16 protein-coding genes are annotated in these 21,730 nt (G+C 64.0%); 10 read left to right on the forward strand and 6 right to left on the reverse strand.

The window, feature by feature from the left end:
* Nucleotides 1-25: 25 nt before the first annotated feature.
* From ACX3P0_RS11760 to ACX3P0_RS11775, 4 genes are all read right to left on the reverse strand, one after another.
* On the reverse strand, nucleotides 26-781 hold the full coding sequence (locus ACX3P0_RS11760; protein ID WP_459088633.1) for an IclR family transcriptional regulator: 756 nt from the start codon (nucleotides 779-781) through the stop codon (nucleotides 26-28).
* Between the two features lie 219 nt (nucleotides 782-1,000).
* A complete protein-coding gene (locus ACX3P0_RS11765; protein WP_459088635.1) occupies nucleotides 1,001-2,092 on the reverse strand; it encodes an ABC transporter substrate-binding protein in 1,092 nt (363 codons plus the stop codon).
* Between the two features lie 32 nt (nucleotides 2,093-2,124).
* Nucleotides 2,125-3,903 (reverse strand): ABC transporter permease subunit, encoded by a 1,779-nt coding sequence (locus tag ACX3P0_RS11770; RefSeq protein WP_459088753.1) that lies wholly within the window; start codon nucleotides 3,901-3,903, stop codon nucleotides 2,125-2,127.
* A gap of 14 nt (nucleotides 3,904-3,917) precedes the next feature.
* A complete protein-coding gene (locus ACX3P0_RS11775) occupies nucleotides 3,918-5,057 on the reverse strand; it encodes an ABC transporter ATP-binding protein (RefSeq protein ID WP_459088637.1) in 1,140 nt (379 codons plus the stop codon).
* Between the two features lie 475 nt (nucleotides 5,058-5,532).
* On the opposite strand from ACX3P0_RS11775, the gene ACX3P0_RS11780 reads away from it, so the two are divergent.
* The 9 genes from ACX3P0_RS11780 to ACX3P0_RS11820 are packed head-to-tail and all read left to right on the forward strand — an operon-like array spanning nucleotide 5,533 to nucleotide 16,054.
* Nucleotides 5,533-6,321 carry a CoA transferase subunit A gene (locus ACX3P0_RS11780; RefSeq protein ID WP_459077906.1) on the forward strand — a complete coding sequence of 263 codons (789 nt, stop codon included), beginning with the start codon at nucleotides 5,533-5,535 and terminating at the stop codon, nucleotides 6,319-6,321.
* Nucleotides 6,318-7,085, forward strand: a complete 768-nt coding sequence (locus tag ACX3P0_RS11785) for a CoA-transferase (protein ID WP_459088639.1) — start codon at nucleotides 6,318-6,320, stop codon at nucleotides 7,083-7,085. Before ACX3P0_RS11780 ends, ACX3P0_RS11785 begins: the two co-directional genes overlap by 4 nt.
* A 16-nt stretch (nucleotides 7,086-7,101) precedes the next feature.
* A complete protein-coding gene (locus ACX3P0_RS11790) occupies nucleotides 7,102-8,301 on the forward strand; it encodes a CaiB/BaiF CoA transferase family protein (RefSeq protein WP_459088641.1) in 1,200 nt (399 codons plus the stop codon).
* A gap of 12 nt (nucleotides 8,302-8,313) precedes the next feature.
* The gene (locus ACX3P0_RS11795) at nucleotides 8,314-9,375 is read left to right on the forward strand and encodes a 2-hydroxyacid dehydrogenase (protein WP_459088643.1); all 1,062 of its coding nucleotides are present in this window, start codon (nucleotides 8,314-8,316) and stop codon (nucleotides 9,373-9,375) included.
* A 16-nt stretch (nucleotides 9,376-9,391) separates the two neighbouring features.
* The gene (locus tag ACX3P0_RS11800; protein ID WP_459088645.1) at nucleotides 9,392-10,069 is read left to right on the forward strand and encodes an L-fuculose-phosphate aldolase; all 678 of its coding nucleotides are present in this window, start codon (nucleotides 9,392-9,394) and stop codon (nucleotides 10,067-10,069) included.
* 4 nt (nucleotides 10,070-10,073) lie between these two features.
* Nucleotides 10,074-11,585: an FGGY family carbohydrate kinase gene (locus ACX3P0_RS11805; RefSeq protein WP_459088647.1), complete on the forward strand. Its 1,512-nt coding sequence runs from the start codon at nucleotides 10,074-10,076 to the stop codon at nucleotides 11,583-11,585.
* Nucleotides 11,582-13,132 (forward strand): acetolactate synthase large subunit, encoded by a 1,551-nt coding sequence (locus ACX3P0_RS11810; protein WP_459088649.1) that lies wholly within the window; start codon nucleotides 11,582-11,584, stop codon nucleotides 13,130-13,132. Before ACX3P0_RS11805 ends, ACX3P0_RS11810 begins: the two co-directional genes overlap by 4 nt.
* Before the next feature lie 30 nt (nucleotides 13,133-13,162).
* Nucleotides 13,163-15,472: a molybdopterin-dependent oxidoreductase gene (locus tag ACX3P0_RS11815; RefSeq protein WP_459088651.1), complete on the forward strand. Its 2,310-nt coding sequence runs from the start codon at nucleotides 13,163-13,165 to the stop codon at nucleotides 15,470-15,472.
* 12 nt (nucleotides 15,473-15,484) lie between these two features.
* Nucleotides 15,485-16,054: a peroxidase-related enzyme gene (locus ACX3P0_RS11820; protein ID WP_459088653.1), complete on the forward strand. Its 570-nt coding sequence runs from the start codon at nucleotides 15,485-15,487 to the stop codon at nucleotides 16,052-16,054.
* A gap of 177 nt (nucleotides 16,055-16,231) precedes the next feature.
* On the opposite strand, the gene ACX3P0_RS11825 is transcribed toward ACX3P0_RS11820, so the two are convergent.
* Nucleotides 16,232-18,514, reverse strand: a complete 2,283-nt coding sequence (locus ACX3P0_RS11825; RefSeq protein WP_459088655.1) for an NADP-dependent malic enzyme — start codon at nucleotides 18,512-18,514, stop codon at nucleotides 16,232-16,234.
* Between the two features lie 178 nt (nucleotides 18,515-18,692).
* Here ACX3P0_RS11825 and mutS point away from each other — a divergent pair, with 178 nt between their 5' ends.
* Complete coding sequence (gene mutS / locus ACX3P0_RS11830; RefSeq protein WP_459088755.1) at nucleotides 18,693-21,338, forward strand: DNA mismatch repair protein MutS; 2,646 nt, start codon at nucleotides 18,693-18,695, stop codon at nucleotides 21,336-21,338.
* Here mutS and ACX3P0_RS11835 read toward each other — a convergent pair.
* Nucleotides 21,335-21,721: a tautomerase family protein gene (locus tag ACX3P0_RS11835; protein WP_459088657.1), complete on the reverse strand. Its 387-nt coding sequence runs from the start codon at nucleotides 21,719-21,721 to the stop codon at nucleotides 21,335-21,337. The two genes, mutS and ACX3P0_RS11835, sit on opposite strands and share 4 nt — an antisense overlap.
* Between the last annotated feature and the right edge of the window lie 9 nt (nucleotides 21,722-21,730).

Below are 21,730 nucleotides of genomic sequence, written 5' to 3' on the forward strand. Positions count from 1 at the left end.
CTGGTACAGGTTTAAAGCGAAAAAATCAGTCGCGGGCAACGTAGCCCAGCGCAAGACTGATGGTACGCCCGGCGTGCACGACGTGCTCGGCCATCAGCTTCAATTGCTTGCGGTTGATGCGCGAGTCGGGGCCGGACATGCCGATCGCGCCGACGACTTCGCCCGAGCGGTTGAGGATGGCGCTGGCGCAGGCTGCGATGCCCTCGCGCCACTCGCCATGCGGTACGGCGGCATAGCCCTGCTGGCGGGCCAGTTCGACGTCTTCGCGCAATTCTTCCAGCGTCAAGCGCGTGGTGCCGGTGTAGCGCTTGAAAAGCGGAACGAAGCGCTCGAGGTAGCTGTCAGGCAGATGCGCCAGCATGGCTTTTCCGGTGGCCATGGTGAAGGCCGGCGCGCGCGCGCCAACGCTGGTATGCGCCCGGATGTGGTGGGCGCTTTCGATCTTGTCGAGATAGATGACGTCGGTTCCTTCAAGGACCGACAGATGAACCGTTTCGCCCGTGATCGCGGCGAGTTCCGTCATGGCGGGCCGGGCGACCTGGACGATGTCGAGCCGGCGGATCACATTGCTGCCGAGCTGCCAGATCTTGGTCGTCAGTTCGTAGGTGCTGCTGGGTGGAACCTGGCGGACATAGCCATGCGCCTGCAGGGTCGTCAGCAGCCGGTGAACGTTGCTTTTGGTGAAATCCAGTTCAGTTGCGAGATCGGTGACACCACGCGGGTTGTCGCTCACTGCCAGCGTTTCGAGAAGACGCAGTCCCTTGATGAAGGCTTTATCCATATCTCTTGCCGAGTTTGCAGTTTCCGCCACCGAAACAAGGAAACACTTTCCGGTTTCCGACTAAATCCGATGTATTGCCAAAGTAGCGGAGCGCCCCAATATCCGTTCGACTGAACACTTGGCCTCTACCATGAGCTGCCGGTATTGGCCATCGGTCCATCGCCGCAGGAGCGGCCGCGATCGACCATGCGATCGCGGCCGTGCCAACGCCTTTACGCGTTACTGCGAGAGCAGCGCGTTTAGTTTTTCCTGCCCATATTCTTCATTGGTGGTGTTGCCGTCGGGCGACTTGGCCCCCCAGAAGTCCGGGCTCCACTCGATGGCCTTCTTCACGTTTTCAGGGTTGTTGGCCCAGTAGCGGCTGACCGCAGGATCGGCCTTTTCGAACACCAAAGGCGAAGGCAGCGCCACCGGATATGCCGAGGTTAGCTTGGCCGCCAGTTCCGCGTCGAGACGCCAGGACAGAAGCTTCAGCGCGTTGTCGTAGTTCGGAGCGCCTTTCGGGATCGAGAAGAAATCGTAGTAGACGAAGCCCTGGTTCCAATTGACTTCAACCGGCGCGCCTTTGAGCGCAAGCAGGCTCATGGAGCTTGTATAGGCCATGCACATGTCGGCCTCGCCATCGAGGAGCAACTGCGGCCCCTGGGCGGAAGTGGTCCACCATTTCGTAACGTGAGGCTTGATTTCCTCGATCTTCTTGAGCGCGCGTTCCATGTCGATCGGATAAATGTCTTCCTTCTTCACGCCATCGGCCATGAGGGCTGCCTCGAAGACGAAACGTGGCCATGCCGGCATGCAGCGCGATCCGGGGAACTTCTCGACGTTCCAGAAATCCGCCCAGTCCTTGGGGACATTGTCGCCCTTGTACTTGTCGGTGCTGTAAGCCATGCCGACGCCGATGACCTGAAGCGCGACGCCCTTCGGACGCTTCAGATTGTCGGGCATGGTCTCCAGCGTCTTCTTGGCGCTGTCGGAGAGCTTGTCGTAGTCGATGTCGGCAAGGCAGCAATCGCCGAGCAGCTTGGTTTCCTGATCGAAGATGAAGGTCAGGTCCCATTCTGTCTTGCCGGCTTCGACCTGCGCCTTGATGCGCGGACCGCTGCGGGCTTCCTGGACGAGCACGACGTCGATGCCGGTCTCGGCCTCGAAGGGGTCATACATCACCTTGCGCAGGGCATCGCCATACGGGCCGCCTGGGTCCTGCATGACGACTTCATTGCTTTGGGCGTGGGCCGTCGTGGCCGCCCCTACGATGATAGCCATAGCCGTGAAGCGCGCGGCGAGCGATTTGAACGTCCGAAATCTTGTCATTCCATATTCCTCCCTATTGAGCGTTCTGAGGTTCACACTTGCTTGCGCGAACGGGCCAGTACCGGGCGCGCAAGGATGATGCCGACCACGACGAGGAAAACCTCAAGCGTGGAGACGACGGCCAGCACGGGGCTGAGTTCGTAATTGACGCCGGCCCACAATTTGAGCGGCAGCGTCACCAGACGGGGACTGGTCAGGAACAGCGAAAGCACCAGTTCGTCGAAGGAATGCAAAAAGGCGAAGAAGGTCGCCGCCGCCAGGCCGGGACCAATCGCCGGCAGCGTCACCGTACGGAACACGGTGAGCGGCGAGGCACCATGCACGGCCGCCGCCCGCTCCAGATTGCGATCCACGCTTTGCAGCGCGGCGCAGATGATGACGACGACGATCGGCAGGCCGCCGATCGCATGGGCGGCCGCCAGCCCGCCTATTGTGCCGTCCAGGCCGACGCGCAGATAGAGGCTGTAGAGCGACAGGCCGAGCACAACGGGCGGAACGATCACAGGGCTGACCAGGAACAGCATGATGAACGTCTTGCCGCGCACGGAACTGCGCACGATGCCCATCGCCGCAGCCGTCCCCAGCACGACGGCGATGAGCGCGGAAATGACGGCGATAGTCAGCGAATCCCTGAAGGCCTCGACCCAGGCTTTGTCCGTGAAGAATTCCTCGTACCAGCGCAGCGAATAGCCGGGTGGCGGAAATGTCAGAAAACTGGCCTCGCTAAAGGAAATGACCATCACGACGATGATGGGCACGACCAGGATGGCGATGACCAGGAGGCCGCTGGAAATAACGGTCGCGCCGCCGAGCCATCGGGGGGCGGCGGAGAGTGCGCGCAGGATCGGCCAGCCGATAGTGTCGGCAAGCACGGTGCCAAGCGTGTGTCCGGAGGCCATGCGCCCGCCGGCTTCCTTCGCTTGCTTTTTCGTAGAACCGTTGCCGCTAAGCTGGCCGCCGCCCCACAGGAACTCGAAGCCCAGGAAATCGCCGGCAATGCCCACGAAGATAACGGTTATGACGAGCAGCACGACGCCGAGCGCCTGCAGGAAGCCTTCGCTGCTGACGAAGTTCGACTGCTGCGTGATGTGCATGGCGAACATCTGGTCGCCCGGCCCACCGAGCAGGGTAGGCGTGATAAAGAAGCCGATGCCCATGACGAAGACGAGCAGGAAGCCGGCGCCGACGCCGGGAAATGTCAGCGGCAACAGGACGCGCCAGAAAACCGCCAGGGGCCCGGCGCCGCTGGCGGCGGCAGCGCGCGTGAGGCTGCTGTCGAGACGCGCGACACTCGCATAGATCGACAGCACCATGATCGGCAAAAGCACCGCCGTCATGCCAAGCAACACCGCGCCACGGTTGAAAAGCAAGTGCATCGGCCCGTCGAAAATGCCGAGCCAGACGGCGAATTTGTTGACCGGGCCATTACGGCCGAGAAGCACCATCCACGAATAGGTGCGGATAAGGATGGCGATGAAATAGGGAAGGGTGATGCTCACCGCGACGGCGACCTGTACCCAGCCGCTTGTGCGGTGAATAAGCAGGGCTGTCGGATAGCCGAAGATGGCGCACAATACGGCGACGCTGAGCGAAATGCCCATGGTGCGCACCAGCGAGTCCCAGTAGAGCGGCACCGAGAAGACGCGGTCGAAATACACCCACGGCGTCGGGCCGCTGAGGCTGATGCGGGTGAGGTCGATCAGTGGCAGCAGATAGATGAAGGCGAGAAACAGGGTGGCCGGCACAAGCAGCCATGTCGGGTTGCCGAAGCGTGCGCGCAGGCTCACGGGCCGTTTTCGCGCATCACCCATGACGGCGGACGCACTCACGAAAGCACCCAGCAATCTTCCGCGCGCCAGCCCACATGGAGCTTGTCGCCCACCGAAGGCAATGCCCGGTCGAACCTGTCTGAACAGCGAATGAGCAGCGTTTCGCCGCCTTCCATCCGCACTTCGATACGCAGGATTTCGCCCAGGAACAGCGCGGACGTAACGGTCACCGGGATCGTGTTCAGGGCCGGTTCGTCGCTGATCGTGATGCGCTCGGGGCGGACCAGAACGGTGGCGCGGCCGACACTGGCCGCGTCGCGGGTCTCGGCCTCGAAAGTATAGCCGGCGCGGTTCTTGAGCGTCACGGTCGAGCCGCGTTTCTGCACGATCTCGGCATCCACAAGGTTGCTTTCGCCGACGAACGACGCCACGAAGCGGTTCGTTGGATGCCGGTAAATCTCGACCGGCGTGCCGATCTGCACGATCTTGCCGCTCTCGAGGACCGCGATGCGGTCGCTCATGGTCAGGGCCTCGCCCTGGTCGTGGGTGACGAAAAGAATGGTGCTGCCGAGCGTCTGGTGCAGGTCGCGAATCTCGATCTGGATCGATTCGCGCAGGCGGCGGTCGAGCGCGCTCAGCGGTTCGTCCATCAGCACCACCCTGGGGCGCATGACGATGGAGCGGGCGATCGCGACGCGCTGTTGCTGTCCGCCGGACATCTGCGAGGGCATCTTCGCCGCATGCTCGGAAAGCCGCATGATCTCCAGCGTTTCACCGACGCGGCGCTCGGTCGTCGCACGGTCGACGCCGGCCATGCGCAGCGGGAAGGCGACGTTCTGGGTCACCGTCATGTTGGGGAAAAGCGCGTAGCTCTGAAAGACCATGCCGAAGCCGCGGCGATGCGGAGGAATGCTTTGAATCTCCTTGCCGTCAACGAGGATCTCGCCCTCGTTCGGCTTCTGGAAGCCGGCGACGAGGTTGAGCAGCGTGGTCTTTCCGCTCCCCGAAGGGCCGAGCAATGTGATGAACTCGCCGGGCTGGATATCAATGCTGATGTGATCGGCAGCATGGAAATTGCCGTACGTCTTGACGACGCCCCTGACGGCGATGCTACTCCCGATCACCTGCCGGGAATCGCGACCGCTGGAGGCCGACACGTCTCCACTCTCGCTGCGCTGGGCCAAACTGACTGTCATCATCTTTCTCCGCTGTTCCATATTATAGAACGGCATTCTGTATTTATCATCTGTCGGCGTTTTTAGCTTGTCAAGCAGAGTCATCGCCAAGCCCCGGTGGGCAGGTGGCCGGAGCAACGTTTTGCCGCATGGCACCGAACGGAAATTGGCGGAGATAGCTGGTTCTCTCCTTGTCCACTGCTGCCGAAAAGCGCGTTGCGGTGCAGCCGTCTCATCGGAGAAGCCACCGATGCGGGACGTTTGCAAGCGTGCGGCCGCCTGCTAAATTCCGGTTCCGGCGCCGCATGTTCTCGTGAAACGCATTCTCGCCACGCACGCGCCGTTCGGGTCTGCTGCCTTCGCGGCAGCGGCGCATGAGGTGCGTTGACAGCGTCGCTCAATCGCGCTTATTCTAATTTTTAGAAACGTGTTCTACAATATAGAACGTAGCTTGGATTTTTGGCGGGAGGCGGAACTGCTGAGTGAGCTGAAGGCGATGGCAAGCCGAATCGAGCCGGGCGCAAAGCTCGCGCTGCCGGTCGATTATGCCGGTGTGTCGATGGCGATGACGCAGCCGATCATCGAGCATGGCGCAGGCGGTCTGCATCTCGTCTGCGTCCCGACCGGCGGGCTTCAGGTCGATCAACTCATCGGCGCCGGCCTTGTCGCGACGGTGGAAACGAGCGCCGTTTCGCTTGGCGAGGCCGGCGGCGCGCCGCGCTTCAACCAGGCGGTGAAGGACGGCTCGATACGCCTGATGGATGCCACTTGCCCGGCCATCCATGCCGGCCTGCTGGCGGCGCAGAAGGGAAACCCGTTTCAGCCCATTCGGGGCCTGATCGGCACCGATGTCCTGGCCAACCGCAAGGATTGGCTCGTTATCGACAACCCCTTTGCCGAGGCGCAGGACCCGATCGTGCTGGTGCCGGCGATCCACCCCGACGTCGCCATCTTCCATGCCCCCATGGCCGACCGCTTCGGCAATGTCTGGATCGGCCGCCGCCGCGAACTCGCGGCCATGGCCTATGCCTCGAAAATCACGCTGGTCACGGTGGAACGCATCGTGGAGAAAAGCCTGCTCGCCGACGAGACGCTCGCTGCCGGCACGCTGCCGGCGCTCTATGTCGATTCCATCGCGCTCGCCCCGAAAGGCGCATCGCCCTACGGGCTCTGGGGCGAATACCCGCCCGACACGGCCGAACTTGTCCGTTACGCCGGCATGGCCCGCACCGACCAGGGTTTTCACGATTATATGGCTTCGCGGAAAATGGAGCCTGCGCAATGAGCAAGGTTCTTCCGCGCGAAACCCTCATCTGCACCATCGCGAAACTGCTCGACGGCGTACGCCATGTCGCGGTCGGCGCTTCCTCGCCGATCCCGGCGGCCGGCGCGATGCTGCTGCGCGCGCTGAAGGAAAAAGCGGGCGCGCCGCGCGTGCGTATCTCGATCCTCGGCTCGGTGGAGCACAACTTCTTCACCAACGGATCGGCCGAGCTTTTCGACTGCGCGGGACAGGGGCGTATCGACGCCTTCTTCCTGGGCGGCGGCCAGATCGACGGGCACGCCAACGTCAATCTCGTCGGCGTCGGCGACTACCCGCAGTCCAAGGTGCGCTGGCCCGGCTCCTTCGGCTCGGCCTACCTTTATTTCGTGGTGCCGCGCGTCATCCTGTTTCGCGAGGAACACAGCCCGCGCGTCTTCGTCGACAAGGTCGATTTCATCAGCGCGCCCGGCGTCAGCGAAGAAGGTGTCTATCGCACCGGCGGTCCCTATGCGCTTTTGACCGGCAAAGGCCTGTTCAGCTTCGACAAGACGAAGCCCGGCTTCAAGCTGGAAAGCGTGCATCCTGGCCACGACCTGGCCGAGATCAAGGCCGCGACCGGCTTTGCCTTCGAGCATGAGGCCGCGCCGGCAAGCACGGCGCTGCCCGACGCGGAAGTCCTGAGCCTGTTGCGCGGGCGCGTGCTGGACGAACTTTCCGAAACCTATCCCGATTTCGCCGGCCAATTGCGCGAAGAACTTGAAAGCAGGGCCGAGCCTGCGGCGTGACATGACTGGAAAAGCAATGCAATTCGATACCGGTTCACTGGCCAATCTCAAAGTCGTCGACGCGAGCCGCGTTCTCGGCGGCCCCTATGCGGGACAGGTCCTGGCCGATCACGGAGCCGACGTGATCAAAATCGAGCCACCGGCGGGCGACGAAACGCGCGGTTGGGGTCCGCCCTTCCTCGACGGTACGGCAAGCTATTTCCTCGGCCTCAACCGCAACAAGCGCGGCATGGCGCTCGACCTGGCCCAGCCGGCCGGCCGGGAGCTTCTGCTTGTGCTTCTGGAAGACGCGGACGTCTTCATCGAGAATTTCAAGACCGGCACGCTGGAACGCTGGGGTCTTTCCTATGAGGAACTTTCCCAGCGATTTCCCCGGCTTGTCCATTGTCGGGTTTCCGGTTTCGGCAGCGACGGTCCCCTGGGTGGACTGCCGGGCTACGACGCCGCCATCCAGGCCTCTACCGGCATCATGAGCGTGAACGGCGAACTCGGCGGAAAGCCGCTGCGCGTAGGCCTTCCCGTCGTTGACATGGTGACAGGGCTCAACGCCGTGATCGGCATCTTGATGGCGATCAACGAGCGCTCGGTGAGCGGCAAGGGGCAGTTCGTCGAGACGGCGCTTTACGATTGCGGCATCTCGCTGCTGCACCCGCACCTGCCGAACTATTATCTGTCGGGCAAGGTAGCCGAGCCTTCGGGCAACGCGCACCCGAATATCTGCCCCTATGACACGTTCGCCACGCGCACCGATCCGATCTTTCTGGCGGTCGGCAACAACCGCCAGTTTGCCACGTTGTGCACCGTCATCGAGCGGCCCGATTTACCCACCGACCCCCGCTTCCTCTCCAATGGCGAGCGCAACGTCCATCGCGACGCGCTGAAGATCGAACTGGAAGCCGCCCTGGCGGTCTTCGACTGCGATGCGATCGCCGACCGCCTGATCCAGGCCGGCGTGCCTTGCGGCGCGGTGCGCTCGATCGACCAGGTGGTGGACGACGCCCATACCAAACACCGCGAGATGGTGGTGGATATCGGGCCGTATCGCGGCACGGGAAGCCCGATCAAGATGTCGCGCACGCCTGCGTCCTATCGCAAGGCTCCGCCGGCATTTGCCGAACACACCGCCGAGATCCTGTCCGAACGCAAGATCGAAGGCGAGCGCTTCCGCGACGTGCTTCCGGGCCTACCGGACGCGCCCACCGCCAAGCGCGCATGAGGATTTGAAGACATGAACAACCTTGCAAGCACGCAGACCCTGACGGTCGGCATCATCGGCGACGGCTTCATGCAGCCGTCCTTTTTCGAGAAGGCTTTTTCGGCGCGAATGCCCGGACGGGCGCTGCGCTTCAAGCATATGCAGCTCGACTGGCCGCTGAAACTGGTGTCGACCAAGTACGATCCGCACCTGCCCGTTGCCGAGTTCGTCGGTCGGCCGGAGGATTATTTCGAGTTTCTTTCCGACGTCGACATTCTGGTCACCCATCTCGCGCCGATCACCGCCAAGAGCCTCGACCATGCGCCGCGCCTGCGCATCATCGCGGTGTCGCGCGGCGGGCCGGTCAATATCGAGATGCCGGCGGCGCGCGAGCGCGGCATTACGGTCGTCAACACGCCTGGCCGCAACGCCTCGGCGGTGGCCGAATTCACCGTCGCCTCGCTGCTGGCGGAAACACGCAACCTGATCCGCGGGCATCTTTCGGTTCGCGAAGGCGAGTTCAAGCGCGACTTCTACCATTTCGACCATACCGGGCCGGAACTTTGCGAATTGAGCGTCGGCATCGTCGGCTATGGCGATATCGGAATGCGGGTGGCGCGCCTGCTTCGCCCCTTCGGCTGCAAGATCGTGTTCTCCGATCCGTTCAAGGAACTGAGCGACGAAGACCGGGCCGCCGGCATCGAGAAGGTGGATTTCGAGGATCTCGTGCGCCAGGTTGACGTGCTGACGCTGCATCCGCGCGTCACGCCGCAGACCAAGGGCATGGTTGGCCGCGCCCAGATCGAGGCGATGAAGCCCGGCTCCTACCTCGTCAACACCACACGCGGGCAGGTTCTCGATTACGACGCGCTTTACGACGCGCTGGTTTCGGGGCACCTGAAGGGCGCGGCGCTCGACACGTTTGCGCCCGAGCCGCCGCCGGCCGACTGGCCGCTTTTGAAGTTGCCCAACGTTACGCTTTCGCCGCATATCGCCGGCGCGTCGCGATACTCCATTACCAAGGCCGCCGACATGATCGCCGAGGACATCGATCTCATTCTCCAGGGTCAACCGCCGCTTCACCCGGCGAAATAGAAAGGACGCGCGTCACATGACAAGCGAAGAACTTGCGCTGCGTAAAGAGGTCATCGACTCCTGCCGCAGCATGAACCGGCTGGGCATCAACAAGGGCACTGCGGGCAATATCAGCGTGCGCCATGGCGACGGTTTTCTGATTTCGCCCACCGGCATTCCCTACGACAAGCTCGAGCCCGAGCATGTCGTGGCGATGAAGTGGGACGCTACTTTCGGAGGCGATGTGCTGCCGTCCAGCGAATGGCGCTTCCACCGCGACATTCTGCAGGCGCGGCCCGATCTGAAGTCCGTGGTGCATACCCATTCCACCCACGCCACCAGCGTCTCCATCCTCGGCAAGGCCATTCCGGCCATCCATTATGCGATCGCCGCAACTGGAGGATCGACCATCCGTTGTGCGCCCTACGAGATATTCGGCTCGCAGGAACTGGCCGACCAGGTGGTCAAGGCGCTCGAAGGGCGCCGCGCTTGCCTGATGGCGCATCATGGTGTGATCGCTGCGCATGTCTCTGTCGCGCGGGCGTTGGCGCTGGCGGTCACGGTGGAGGAGCTTGCGCACCAGTATCTGTTGTGCCTGCCGTTTGGTGAACCGCCGGTGCTTAGCGACGAGCAGATCGCGGCGGTCCTGGAGAAGTTCAAGACCTACGGCCAGCAAAGCTCGACGGCGCTGGAGGGGTTGCGCCAGGCCTCGTGACCCCATGACATCCTTCCTCGTCTGCCTCGATTCGGGCACCACCACCGTCAAGGCCGCCGCCTTCGACGGGGCGGGCAAAATGGTGTCGAGTGCGCAGGGCGACAACACCGCCTTGCGCCGGCAGGGCGCGCATGTCGAACAGGACATGGCGGTAACGCGCGCCGATGCTTTCGCCGTGCTGAAGGCCTGCATCGCCAGGATCGACGGCGATGTAGCGGGGATCGTGGTGACCGGGCAGGGCGATGGGCTCTGGCCTCTGGGCAGCGACATGCTGCCGGTCGGCAACGCCATCACCTGGCTCGACGGGCGATGCCGGGCGCTGGCCGCGCGGCTGCAGGCGGATGGCGAGGCTTTCGCCGCCATCGAGGCAGTGACGGGCGCGCGTCCCACCGCAGCCTCGCAAAGCTTGCATCTCCACTGGCTGGCCGAAAACGAACCCGAACGCCTGGCGCGCGTCGCCCATGTGTTGCGCGCGAAGGAATGGCTGTTCTTCGCGCTGACCGGAGAACTCAAGGCCGAACCGAGCGCCGTGCTTCAGGTCTGGGGCAGTTGGCGCAGCGGTAAGACCTCGCCTGTGATCCAGCAGGCTCTCGGTCTGGCGCGCGGCATCGAGCTTTTGCCGGAGTTGGGGTCCATCGCCGAGTGCCGCGCGGTGCTTTCCACAGAGGCTGCCGGCGCTCTCGGCGTAGCCGCCGGTACGCCGGTGCTGCTCGGGCCGGGCGACGTACAGGCAACGCTGATCGGGCTTGGCCTCGGCAGCACGCCCGAGGTTACGCGCGCCTCCATTTTCGGAACCAGCGCCATCCATGCCTGTTACCTGACCGACCCGGCGCAGATGCACGAAAAGCCGGCCGGCGCGATGATCCAGCCTTATGCGCTGGGCGACGGCTATTTGTGCTTCCATCCAAGCTTCAACGGCGCGACGCTGCTCAAGCATCTGCGCGACAAGCTCGCCAGTCCGCCCGATGCGGACAAGCCGGCCTATTCCTCGCTGATCCTCCATCCCTTCTTTGAGCCGGGCGGCGAGCGCGCGCCCATCACCACGCCTTATGCCAGCGGCGCCTTGTTCGGCATGACGGCCGATACCAGCCCGGCGGAGATCGCCTGGGCGGGGCGGGAGGCACTGGCGTTCATCGCCCGCAAGAGCCATGAGATGATGAACGCGCCGGCTGGCACGTTGGCGCTGGGCGGCGGACTGGCGGCGGACGTCCACTTCGCCGGTTTCCTCGCCACGCTGATGGGCCAGAAGGTGGCGTGCAATACGGGCGGCAATTCCGGCTTGCGCGGCCTCGCCATGGTCGGTGCGCGCTTCATCCATCGAGTGTCGCCGGAAGCGGTCGCGGCCAACTGGCGCGGCGCGCCGGACGCGTGGGCCGAGCCGCAAGGCGCGACGTACGACTACGCCGAAACCAAATATCACCTTTTCGCGCGTCTGATCGACGCGCTAGAACCGTTCTGGCAGGAGATCGCCGACCTCGGCGACAAGGCTCTGCCGATGAAGGACCTTATCCGATGAATGGCGCCGATCTCCTGTGCGAAACCCTGCTCGTAAACGACGTCGATGTGTGTTTCGCCAACCCCGGAACATCGGAGATGCATTTCGTCGCCGCCCTCGATCGGCAGCCGCGCATGCGCTGCGTGCTCGGTCTTTTCGAAGGCGTGGTGACGGGGGCTGCAGACGGCTATGCCCGCATGGCCGACAAGCCGGCGGCCACGCTTCTGCATCTGGGGCCGGGCCTGGCGAACGGCCTCGCCAACCTGCATAATGCGCGGCGCGCGCGCACGCCGATGGTCAATATCGTCGGCGACCATGCGACCCATCACCTCCAATACGATGCCCCCCTCACATCCGACATCGAATCGCTGGCGCGCCCGATGTCGCACTGGGTCGAGCGCGCGGCCACGGCCGACGCGGTCGGTCCGCGCACGGAAGAAGCGATCCGCACCGCGCGCGCGCAACCCGGCCAGATCGCCACGCTGATCCTGCATGCCGACGCGGCCTGGGGCGAGGTGGAGCGTAACGACAAGCCTTCGCCTATCGAAATCGCATCGCCTGATAAGCCTGAAGCCGCGCGCATAGTCGGGGCGGCGCAAGCGCTGCGCAACGGACGCCGCACGACCATTCTGGTGGGTGGCCGGGCGCTGCGCGGGGCGCAACTCGAAACGCTCGACCGTATCGCCCAGAAGACCGGCGCGCGCCTGATGGCGCAGCAGGCCAACGGACGCATGCAACGAGGTGCCGGCCGCGTCGCGCTCGACCGGGTTCCCTATGTGATCGATCAGGCTGTCGCCGCCTTTGCCGAGACGGAGCAGGTGATCCTGATCGCCGCCAAGGCGCCTGTCGGCTTTTTCGCTTATCCCGGCAAGCCGAGCGTGATGCTGCCGCAGGGTTGCGAAGTCTTGGTGTTGGCGGAGCCGGAACAGGATCTGGCGGCGGCGATTGCCGGTCTTGCCGATGAGGTCGGCGTGGCCGGCACGATGCCGAGGCTAACGCCAAGGCAGTTGCCGGACATGCCGACCGGTACGCTGACCAAGGAGGCAATCGCCATCGCGCTTGCCCGTCACATGCCGGCCAATGCGGTGGTGTGCGATGAGTCGGTTTCGTCGGGACGCGACTTTTTCCGCTACACCTATGGCGCTGAACCGCATGATTTCCTGCAGCTTACCGGCGGCGCGATCGGCATAGGCCTTCCGCTCGCCACCGGTGCGGCCATCGCCTGCCCGGATCGCAAGGTCGTCACGCTTCAGGCCGACGGCAGCGGCATGTATACAGTGCAGGCGTTGTGGACGCAGGCGCGCGAGCGTCTCGATGTCGTGACCATCGTCTTCGCCAATCGACGCTACCAAATTCTACATGGCGAGTTGAAGAATGTCGGCGCGGGCGCGCCCGGCGTGAACGCAAGCCGGATGCTCGATCTGGTCGACCCCGCTCTCGATTGGGTCGGATTGGCGGCCGCGATGGGTGTGGAGGGCGCGCGCGCCGAAAGTGCCGAGCAATTCTCCGATCTTCTGCGCGCCGCGTGCGGCCGCAAGGGACCGTTTCTGATAGAGGCCGTACTTTAGGACAGAAACATCGATCTCCGGAACAACGCCATGACCATCCAGCGCTACTCACATTGCAGCCATTGGGGCGCTTACACGATCCTCGTGGAAAACAACGAGATCGTCGGCGTGGAGCCGTTCGAGCACGACCCGGCGCCGTCGCCGATCATCGATTCCGTGCGCGAATGGGCCAAGCCCGATCGCCGCGTGCTGCAGCCGCTGGTGCGGCAGGGATGGCTGGAAGCCCGCGAGAAAAGCGACCGCCGCGGGCGGGGCTCGGAAAAATTCGTGCCCGTGAGCTGGAATGAGGCGACCGACCTCGTTGCCGGCGAAATCCGGCGCGTCTCTGGCGCGCATGGCAACGCATCCATCTTCGCCGGTTCCTATGGCTGGGCGAGCTGCGGCCGGTTTCATCATGCTTCCTCTCTCCTGAAGCGCACGCTGAACCTTGCCGGCGGCTATACCGGTCATGTCGACACCTATTCCATCGCCGCCGGACCGGTGATCCTGCGCCATACGCTCGGCAACGACGACGCCTGCGGCGGGCAGGCCAATACACTGGACACGATTGCCGAGCATACCGACACGCTCGTCGTGTTCGGCGCGCTTTCACCGCGCACGGCGCAGACCGAGGCCGGCGGTCTTGGCGCCCACTCCCTGGAAGGCCATCTCAAGCGGATGGCGGCGCGCGGCATGAAGATCATTCTGGTTTCGCCGCTAAAGGACGATATGCCCGACTGGGTGGGCGCTGAGTGGTGGCCCATTCGCCCGAATACGGACGCGGCCCTGATGCTCGGCCTTGCCGGCGAAATCCTCAAGAACGACCGGCACGACAGCGATTTCCTTGCCCGCTGCACCAGCGGCTCGGAACGCCTGCTCGCCTATCTCGACGGCAGTCTCGACGGCCAGCGCAAGGATGCCGCCTGGGCAGCCTCCATTACCGGCCTTGGCCACGACGACATCGCCGCTCTGGCTGGCGAACTCGTGCGAACGCGTTCCATGCTGACAGTAAGCTGGAGCCTGCAGCGCGCTCATCACGGGGAACAGCCGTTTTGGGCAGCACTCGGCCTTGCCTCGATCGTTGGTCAAATAGGGCTTCCGGGGGGCGGCGTCGGCTATGGCTATGCCTCGCTCGGCGGCGTCGGCGCGCCGATCAATCTCGGCCGCTCGCCCGCGATCTCGCAACTGACCAAACCGATCGACAGCTTCATTCCCGTAGCGCGCATCAGCGACATGCTGCTCAATCCGGGCAAACAGTTCAGCTATGAAGGGGCGACCCACAGCTATCCCGACGTGCGGCTTGTCTACTGGGCCGGCGGAAACCCATTTCACCATCATCAGGACCTGAACCGCTTCGAAGAAGCGTGGACGCGGCCCGAAACGATCATCGTGCAAGACCCGATGTTCACCGCCACGGCGCAGCGCGCCGACATCGTGCTGCCGGCCTCGACATCGATCGAACGCAACGACATCGCCGGCAACCGCCGGTCGGATTTCATCATCGCCATGCACAAGGCGATCGATCCGCTGGGCGAAGCGCGTTCCGACTTCGACATCTTCAACGCCATCGCCGAAAACCTCGGTGCCGGCGACGCCTTCAACGAGGGCCGCGACGAGATGGGGTGGCTGCGCCATCTCTACGAGATCAGCCGCAGCGACGCGCAAACCCGCCTCGACTACACCATGCCGGATTTCGAGACCTTCTGGGAAACCGGCTATGCGCGGTGCCCGACGCGGGCGGAACACACCTATCTGGCCGAATTTCGCCGGTTTCCCGACGAATTCGCCCTCAACACCGAAAGCGGCAAGATCGTACTCGGCAGCGAGACGCTTGCGCGGCTCGACTACGCCGATTGCCGTGCCTTCCCGTCCTGGATCGAGCCGGCTGAATGGTTGGGTGACACAAGCGCGGCGAACCAGTTTCACCTCATATCCCACCAGCCAGCGGGCCGGCTTCACAGCCAGCTTGAAACGGGAGGCACCAGTTTGGCCATGAAGCGCAATGGGCGTGAGCAAGCGCGCATCAATCCCGCAGATGCCGCCCGGCTCGCCATCGAGGACGGCTCGACCATCCGTATCTGGAACGAACGCGGGGCGGCCCTTGCCACCGCCTGGGTCACCGATACGGTGCGTGCCGAGGTAATCGTGCTGCCAACCGGCGCGTGGTTCACCCCCATGGGCAATAGCGGCCTGGAGATGGCCGGCAACCCCAACGTGTTGACGCTCGATATCGGCACCTCGCAATTCGGGCAGGGCTGTTCGGCCCATACCTGTCTCGTCCAGGTGGAGCCCTATGAAGGCGATGCCGGCGACGCCTTCGAAATCTATTCAGAAAAACTGGCCGCGCTCGCGGCCGAATAACGGAGTGACACCATGACAGAACCAGCGATCAGCCGCTTTCCGGTACCCGAGATCAAGGACCTTCCCGACGACATCCGCGAGCGTATCCTGACCGTTCAGGAGAAGTCGGGTTTCGTGCCCAACGTTTTCTTGACGCTTGCCTATCGGCCAGATGAGTTCCGCGCCTTCATGGCCTATCACGACGCATTGATGGACAAGCCGGGTCCGATCACCAAGGCGGAGCGCGAAATGATCGTGGTTGCCACCAGCAACGCAAACCAGTGCCAGTATTGCGTGGTGGCGCACGGGGCGATCCTGCGCGTGCGCGCCAAGAATCCGCTGATTGCCGACCAGATCGCGATCAACTACCGCAAGGCCGACATCACGCCGCGCCAGAGGGCGATGCTCGATTTCGCGATGAAGGTCTCGTTCCAGGCCTACGAGGTCGGAGACGCGGACATGGAGGCCTTGAAGAAGCATGGCTTCAGCGAAGACGACATCTGGGACATCGGTGCAATCTCGGCGTTTTTCGGCATGTCGAACCGGCTCGCGAACGTGACCAGCATGCGCCCCAACAACGAATTCTACACGATGGGGCGCTGAGGACGGCCCCGTAACGCACGTAAATGCCGGCCAAGACCGACGCCAATGTGAGCCCGGTCACTCAATCGTCCACGACGATGATCGGCCAGACGCCCGTAGCGGCGTCGCCCCGGAAGCCTGCGCCTGAGCGAAGCGGAGGCTGTCCGGGGTTCGTCCGTGATGCCAGATCGCCTCCCCTCACGTTCCCGCATAGGCCGCAATCGCCGCCATATTCACGATGTCGCTGTCCTTGGCGTTCAGATTCACGATCTGAACCGGCTTGTTGAGGCCGACCAGCAGCGGGCCGATGACGGTGGAGCCGCCCAGTTCCTGAAGCATGCGGGTCGAGATCGAGGCCGAGTGGAAGGCGGGCATGACCAGCACGTTGGCGGGGCCGGTCAGGCGGATGAACGGGTATTGCGCCATGGCGCGCGGGTTGAGCGCCACGTCGGCGGCCATTTCGCCGTCATATTCGAAATCGACCCGGCGTTTATCCAGGATTTTTACCGCCTCCTGTATTCTCTCCGAGCGTTCGCCCTGCGGATGGCCGAAGGTCGAGTAGGCGAGCATGGCCACGCGCGGCTCATAGCCCATGCGGCGAGCGAAATTGGCGGCTTCCTCGGCGATGTTGGCGATCTGCACCGCATCCGGCATGTCGTGCACGGCGGTGTCGGCAACGATGACGGTGCGCCCGCGCGCCAACACGATCGAAGCGCCGATGACGGTGTGGCCGGGGCGCGCGTCGATGACGCGGCGAATGTCTTCCAGCGCCGTCGAATAGTTGCGGGTAACGCCGGTGACGATGCCGTCGGCGTCGCCCAGCGCCACCATGCAGGCGGCAAAATGGTTGCGGTCGTTGTTGATCAGCCGCTGGCAGTCGCGGAACAGGAAACCCTGGCGCTGCAGGCGCTCGTACAGATAGTCGGTATAGGCCTCGTTGCGGCGCGACAGGCGGGCGTTGATGATCTCGATGCCGGGCTTGTCCAGATCGACGCCGGAATTCCTGGCGTTTTCCTTGATGACCTCGTCGCGGCCGAGCAGGATGGCGGTGCCGAGGCGCTGGTTCACATAGGACACGGCGGCGCGCATGACCTGCTCTTCCTCGCCCTCGGCGAAGACGATGCGCTTGGGCTGGCGACGCACGCGGTCATAGATGCGCTGCAGCGTCGAGGCGATCGGGTCGCGGCGGGCGGACAGTTCCTGCGCGTAGCGGTCGAGGTCGAGGATCGGCTTGCCGGCAACGCCGCTCTCCATCGCCGCCTTGGCGACGGCGACCGGAATGGCCGAGATCAGGCGCGGGTCGAACGGCACCGGGATGATGTAGGTCGGGCCGAATTTCGGCCGGTTGCCCTGATAGGCGGCGGCGACGTCGTCGGGCACGTCCTGGCGGGCGAGATCGGCCAGCGCATGGGCTGCCGCGATCTTCATGGCGTCGTTGATGGTGGTCGCGCGCACGTCGAGCGCGCCGCGAAAGATGTAGGGGAAGCCGAGCACGTTGTTGACCTGGTTCGGATAGTCTGAGCGGCCGGTGGCCATGATGGCGTCGGTGCGCACCTCGGCGACTTCCTCGGGCGTGATTTCCGGGTCCGGGTTGGCCATGGCGAAGATGATCGGGTTTTTGGCCATCGAGCGCAGCATGTCGGGCGTCAGCGCGCCCTTGGCCGACAGGCCGAGGAACACGTCCGCGCCGTCCATGGCGTCGGCTAGCGAGCGCGCCTCGGTCTTCACCGCATGCGCCGACTTCCACTGGTTCATGCCCTCGGTGCGGCCCTGGTAGACCACGCCCTTGGTGTCACACAGCGTGATGTTTTCGGGCGCAAAGCCCATCGCCTTCATCAATTCGATGCAGGCGATGCCGGCGGAGCCCGCGCCGTTGCACACCATTTTCGTGGTCTTCATGTCGCGGCCGGTGATCTCCAGCGCGTTGATCAGGCCGGCGGCCGAAATGATGGCGGTGCCGTGCTGGTCGTCGTGAAAGACGGGAATGTCCATCAGTTCGCGCAGCTTCTGCTCGATGATGAAGCATTCGGGCGCCTTGATGTCTTCCAGGTTGATCCCGCCGAAGGAAGGCCCGAGATAGCGCACGCAGTTGATGAACGCTTCGGCGTCCTCGGTATCGACCTCGAGGTCGATGGCGTCGACATCGGCGAAGCGCTTGAACAGCACCGCCTTGCCTTCCATCACCGGCTTGGAGGCGAGCGCGCCGAGATTGCCCATGCCGAGAATGGCGGTGCCGTTGGAGATGACGGCGACCATGTTGCCGCGCGTGGTGTAGTCGTAGGCGCGGGACGGATCGTCGGCGATGGCCTGCACCGGCACGGCGACACCCGGCGAATAGGCGAGCGACAGGTCGCGTTGCGTCGCCATCGGCTTGGTCGGCACGATTTCCAGCTTGCCCGGCCGGCCCATGGCGTGGAATTCCAGCGCTTCCTCGGCGCTGACGGAGGGGCCCTGCTCGGTGTGCCGGTCTTTGCGTGCCATATTCGTTCTTTCCTCCCGCAGGGGTTCCCACGGTCTGTGCGTTTCGTTGTGGAGTGTTCCCGATTAAGGCTACACTTTGCAAACGTAAACCGCCAAGCCAATGCCACCGTAAATCTTTGGAAACAGTTTCTTGAACGACGAAACCCCGATCCGCACGGATGCCGCACCCGTCACGCCGATGATGGAGCAGTTCATTGAGATCAAGGCGGCGAACCCGGATTCGCTGCTGTTCTATCGCATGGGCGATTTCTACGAGTTGTTCTTCGAGGACGCGGAACAGGCGAGTGCGGCACTTGGCATCGTGTTGACCAAGCGCGGCAAGCATCAGGGCAACGACATTCCGATGTGCGGCGTACCGGTCCATGCCGCCGACGACTATCTGCAGAAGCTGATCGGGCTGGGTTTTCGCGTCGCCGTCTGCGAGCAGATCGAGGACCCGGCCGAAGCGCGCAAGCGCGGCTCCAAATCGGTGGTGCGCCGCGATGTCGTGCGGCTGGTCACGCCCGGCACCATCACCGAGGACAGGCTGCTAGCGCCGTCGGAATCCAGTTTTTTGATGGCGCTGGGACGGGTCAAGGGCGCAAGTGATTCCGCCTTTGCGCTGGCGTGGATCGACATTTCCACCGGCGCGTTCCGCGTGGCCGAAACCACGGCCGAACGCCTGCTCGCCGACATTTTCCGCGTCGATCCGCGCGAGTTGATCGTTGCCGAGCCGGTGTTTTACGACCCGGAGCTGAAGCCTGTCTTCGACGTGATCGGCCGTGTCGCCAGCCCGCAGCCGCCGAGCCTGTTTGATTCGGCATCCGCCCCGGCGCGCATCGCGCGTTTCTTCGAGGTGGCGACGCCGGACTCGTTCGGCACCTTTTCCCGCGCCGAGCTTTCGGCGGTGTCGGGCATCATCGCCTATGTCGAGAAGACGCAGAAGGCCGAGCGCCCACCGCTGTCGCGCCCCGAGCGTGAGGAGCAGGGCGCGAGCCTGTTCATCGATCCGGCGACGCGCGCCAATCTGGAACTGCTGCGCACGCTTTCCGGTAGCCGCGAGGGCTCGCTGTTCAAGGCCATCGACCGCACGGTCACCGGTGGCGGCGCACGACTTCTGGCCGACCGGCTGATGGCGCCGCTGACCGATCCGGCGGCGGTTGCGGCGCGTCTGGATTCGGTGTCGTTCTTCCGCGCCGAAGTGCGGCTTTCTCAGGCGGTGCGGCAGGCGCTGAAGGGCGTCGCCGACATGCCGCGCGCGCTGACCCGGCTGGCGCTCAACCGGGGCGGCCCGCGCGATCTGGGTGCGCTACGCGCCGGTTTCGAGGCGGCCCACGCCATCGCCGATATTTTCGCGGATGTGAGCTTGCCGGCGGAACTGACGCAGGCGATGTCCGCGATTGCCGGTCTGCCGGAGGCGCTCGGTCAGCATTTCGCCGAAGCCCTCGGCGATGAACTGCCGCTGCTGAAACGAGACGGCGGCTTCCTGCGCGTCGGCTACCGCGCCGAACTGGACGAGATGCGTTCGCTGGCGACGGAATCGCGAAAGGTTATCGCCGGGCTGGAGCGTGGGCTGATCGACGAGACCGGCATCAAGTCGCTCAAGATTCGGCACAACAATGTGCTCGGCTATTATATCGAGGTGACCGCCAATCACGCCGGGGTCATGATGGGCACCGATGCGGCGCGCGGCAAATTCATCCACCGCCAGACCATGGCCAACGCCATGCGCTTCACCACCACCGAGCTAGCGGAACTGGAAACCAAGATCGCCAATGCCGCCGACCGCGCGCTGGCCATCGAATTGGCCGTCTTTGAGGCGCTGGTCAAGGAAGCGGTCATCGAGGCGGAAAAGATCCGCGCCGGCTCCGAAGCCTTGGCCGTGATCGACGTTTCGGCGGCGCTGGCGCTGTTGTCGGAAAGCGAAAACTGGTGCCGGCCGCTGGTCGATTTCAGCCTCGCCTTCGAGATCGTCGGGGGGCGACATCCAGTGGTCGAGCAGGCGTTGCGTCGTTCGGCCGAAGGACCGTTCGTCGCCAATGATTGCGACCTGTCGCCGGAAGGCGATGCCAAGGCCGGCGCGATCTGGCTGCTGACCGGTCCGAACATGGGCGGTAAGTCGACCTTCCTGCGCCAGAACGCTCTGATCGCCATTCTGGCCCAGACCGGCTCCTACGTGCCGGCGACCAGCGCCCATATCGGCGTGGTCGACCGGTTGTTCTCCCGCGTCGGCGCTTCCGACGACCTGGCGCGCGGACGCTCGACCTTCATGGTCGAAATGGTCGAGACGGCGGCGATCCTCAACCAGGCCGGCGAGCGCGCGCTGGTCATCCTGGACGAGATCGGGCGCGGTACCGCCACCTATGACGGGTTGTCCATTGCCTGGGCGGCGGTCGAATACCTGCACGAAAAGAACCGCTGCCGCGCGGTCTTTGCCACGCATTTTCACGAAATGACGGCGCTGGCGGGAAAGCTGTCGCGCCTGCACAACGTCACCATGCGGGTCAAGGAATGGGAGGGCGACGTGGTCTTCCTGCACGAGATCGGCAAGGGCGCGGCCGACCGTTCCTACGGCGTACAGGTGGCGCGCTTGGCCGGTCTGCCCGAAGCGGTGGTTTCCCGCGCCAAGGAGGTGCTGCACCAGCTCGAAGAGGGCGAGGTGTCCGGCAAGACCGACCGTCTGGTCGATGACCTGCCACTGTTTTCGATCGCGGCCAAACGCGAGGCCCCGAAGCCGCTCAAGAGCGATGCGGTGGGCGAAGTGCTCGGCGCGCTCAATCTCGACGAGATGACGCCACGCGAAGCGCTGGAAGCGCTCTACCGCCTGAAGGGCCTGGCTTCCTAATCCGGCACATATTGCGCTTCGCCATTGCCGAACGACCAGTCGATCAGATCGTTTTCGCTGAGCACGATCATGACGTCCTGTTTTCTCAAGCCGAGCCGGCTGTGGAGATTGTCGGCGATCGTCCGATAGAGCGACTTTTTCTGCTCGATGGTGCGCCCGGCGCGCAGCGTGATGTGGACGATCAGCGCATCGGCGCCGCGATCGATGCCAAGAAATGTGGGGTCGATGATCAGGCTGCCGGAATGATGCTCGGTGATGATCTGGAAGCGGTCGGCTTGCGGAACGTTTATGGTGGCGACCATCGCGTCATGAACGCCATCGGAGACGCCCTTGGCATAGGCGGCGTCCTTGCCTGACGGGATGGAAATACGCACGAGCGGCATGGCTTTCTT

The sequence above is a fragment of the Mesorhizobium sp. A556 genome (assembly GCF_054489545.1).